Raw genomic sequence first — 2496 nt, forward strand, 5'->3', positions numbered from 1 at the left:
GCCGCTCGACCCAGCCAACGACTACGGACTGCACACGGTGGCGCTGGTGCAATGAATCGGAGCGTGATGGCGTGAAGCGCGCGGCGATCCTGAAGTACCTGTTCCTGCCGACCCTCGTGGGCCTCATCGCCACGTGGCTGGTGTACCAGTACGTGGCGCCCCGCGCCGGTGCCGAGGCCGTGAAGACGGTGAACATCGTCGTCGCCCAGCAGGCGGTGCCGCCTCGGACCGCGCTGACCCGCGCGATGCTGGCCGTCAAGCCGTTTCCCAAGGACTACCTGCCGCGGGGTGCCGTCACCTCGGTCGACTCGGCTGTCGGCAAGGTGACGGTCGCGCCGCTGGCCCCGGGTGAGATCCTGCTCTCCTCCCACCTCGCGAACGCGGAGAGCAAGGTGTCGCTCGCCTACCACGTGCCCAAGGGCAAGCGGGCGATCACCGTGCCGATCGACGAGGTGACGGGCGTGGCGGGGTTCGTCCAGCCGGGCGACCACGTGGACCTGGTGGCCGTCTTCGGCACGAAGGACGCGCAGCCGGGCGTCCCGGCGCGGGCGCAGCTTCTCTTGCAGGACGTGCCGGTCCTGGCCGTGGGCCAGCGGCAGGACGCGCCGGCGGACGCCTCGACGGGCGACCTGAACGGCTACACGAGCCTGACGCTCGCGGTGGCTCCTGCGGATGCCCTGCGCATCTCCCTCGCGGCGAGCGAGGCGTCGTCGATGCGCGCCGTGCTGCGGCCCGCCGTGGCCGAGCCTCCGGTGAAAACCGTGGTGGTGACCGATGCCGACCTCAACCCCTGACCGCGCAAAGACTCGCGTGCTCATCGTCGACGACGCCGAGCAGGTCCGCCAGACGATCCGCGCCATGCTGGATCTCTACGACGGGTTCGAGGTCGTGGGGGAGGCGGCGGACGGCGAGGCCGCGATCGAGGCCGTGACGGCGCTCAAGCCGGACGTCGTGCTCATGGACATCAACCTGCCGGCGCTGGACGGCATCAGCGCGACCGGTCGCATCGTCCGCGAATCGGGCACGGCGGTCGTGATGATCTCCGTGGAGAACGGCCAGGAGTACTTCCGCCGCGCGATGAAGGCCGGCGCCAAGGACTTCCTCGTGAAGCCGTTCTCGTCGGACTCGCTCGCCGAGGCCATCCGGCGCGCCGCGCGTGAGGCGCCGCGGCCGCGCGACGACGGCCAGGACGGCCGGGTCGTCACCGTGTTCGGCGCGAAGGGCGGCGTCGGCGTGAGCACGGTCGCCGTCAACCTCGCGCTGGCGCTGGCCCGGGGCGCGGACCGCGTGGCCGTCGTCGACCTGGATCTGGAGTTCGGCGGCCTCGAGGTGCTCCTGGACGTGAACCCGCGCGTGACGCTCGCCGACATCTGCCGGGAGGGCGCGGTGGATGACGTCGATCTCCTCGAGTCCGCGCTGACCCACGTGTCCGGTTTCCCTCTCTGGCTGCTCGCGGCGCCTTTGGAGCCGCACCTCGCGGCCGTCGTCGACGGCGAGGCGCGCCCGGATCCGTCCCGGCAGTACGTCGCGGACGCCATCCGCGCGCTGCGCCGGCGCTTCCGCTACGTCGTCGTCGACGGGGGCAAGGGGTTCCGGGAAGCCCACATCCAGGCTCTCGAAGCGGCGGACGTGGTCCTCTTCGTGACGACGCCCGACGTGCCGTCGCTAGCCGCATCCGCGCGCGCGCTGCGCGCCATCGAGGCGCTGGGCGCGGGCGGCGACCGCCTGCGCCTGCTCGTCAACCGCGCGGACGAGGCCGTCGGGCTCACGGTGGACGACATGGCGCGCGCGCTGGGGCGGGCGGTGGACTATACGCTGCCGGCGGAGCGCGCCGCGACGCTTGCGGCCAATACGGGCCAGCCGCTCGCCGCCCGCCGCACGCGCAGCCGGTTGGCAGAGTCGATCTTCGACGTCGCCGGGGCGGTCAACGGGGACGGCGGGCGCGACCGCGCAGCGGGCGGATGGCGGCTCTTCGGGAGGGTGAGGTAAGTGCCGGGGCTGTACGAGCGCTTGAACAAGCAACTGGGCGACGCCGGGCCGCGGTCCAACGGCCTCGCGTGGCCGCGCGAGGCGAGCGCGCCGGGCGAGCGGGAGCGCGCCGCCGACCTGGCCCACGAACCGCCGGCCCCCGGCATCGACCGCGAGCTGAAGGAGCGCGTGAAGAAGCGGCTCGTCGAGGAACTCGACGCGGAGGCGCTGGAGCGCGCGCAGCGCGGCGACGACCGTCAGGTGAAGGAGATGATCGCCAAGATCCTGCGCGAGGAGGGCGCTTCGCCGCTGGAGATCGCCCGGCAGGCGGCCGCGCTGCACGCCGAGGTGCTGGGCTTCGGACCGATCCAGCCGCTCCTCGACGACCCGGAAGTGAGCGAGATCATGGTCAACGGTCCGCGCCGCGTCTACGTGGAGCGCCACGGGCGGCTGCAGCGGACGTCGATCCAGTTCGAGGACGACGACGAGGTGCTGCGGCTGATCGAGCGCATCGTCGCGCCGCTCGGC

At 72.6% G+C, this 2496-nt stretch carries 3 protein-coding genes; all 3 read left to right on the plus strand.

What is annotated here, in order from left to right:
- Nucleotides 1-71 precede the first annotated feature (71 nt).
- Nucleotides 72-794 carry a Flp pilus assembly protein CpaB gene (cpaB, locus tag IRZ18_09710; protein ID MBX5477380.1) on the plus strand — a complete coding sequence of 241 codons (723 nt, stop codon included), beginning with the start codon at nucleotides 72-74 and terminating at the stop codon, nucleotides 792-794.
- Entirely contained in the window at nucleotides 775-1989 is a 1215-nt protein-coding gene (locus IRZ18_09715) for a response regulator (protein MBX5477381.1), read from the plus strand. Before cpaB ends, IRZ18_09715 begins: the two co-directional genes overlap by 20 nt.
- A gap of 249 nt (nucleotides 1990-2238) precedes the next feature.
- Nucleotides 2239-2496, plus strand: a 258-nt coding sequence (gene tadA, locus IRZ18_09720) for a Flp pilus assembly complex ATPase component TadA (GenBank protein MBX5477382.1), incomplete at its 3' end; no start/stop codon positions are given.

This window comes from Clostridia bacterium (genome assembly GCA_019683875.1).
In the GTDB taxonomy this organism is placed as follows: domain Bacteria; phylum Bacillota; class Sulfobacillia; order RBS10-35; family Bu92; genus Bu92.